This window comes from Bacillus cereus (genome assembly GCF_007678085.1).
Lineage (GTDB): Bacteria > Bacillota > Bacilli > Bacillales > Bacillaceae_G > Bacillus_A > Bacillus_A cereus_BE.
This window is the reverse complement of the sequence record NZ_VEDW01000051.1, coordinates 1-237: the sequence shown is the minus strand read 5'-3', so window position 1 is coordinate 237 and position 237 is coordinate 1. Positions and strand designations below refer to the sequence as shown.

Here is a 237-nt window from a genome sequence, read left to right as displayed (position 1 = left end):
ATATCGTAAAACTAGCTCAAGAAGAAGAAGTTTGTAAAATCGTTATTGGTCAAAACAAAAGTTGGAAACAAGAAACGAATATGGGAAAAAGAAATAACCAATCGTTTTGTCATATCCCATATAGTTTACTGATTCAAATGATTACATACAAAGCAAATATTGTAGGCATTCAAGTTGTTGTAACTGAAGAATCATATACATCGAAAGCAAGTTTTCTGGATAACGACTTCATTCCAA

The 237-nt window shown here is 30.8% G+C and carries 1 protein-coding gene; it reads left to right on the top strand.

Going from position 1 to position 237, the window contains the following annotated elements:
* A partial coding sequence (locus FS742_RS27350) for an IS200/IS605 family accessory protein TnpB-related protein (RefSeq protein ID WP_144616466.1) occupies window positions 1–237 on the top strand: 237 nt, incomplete at both ends.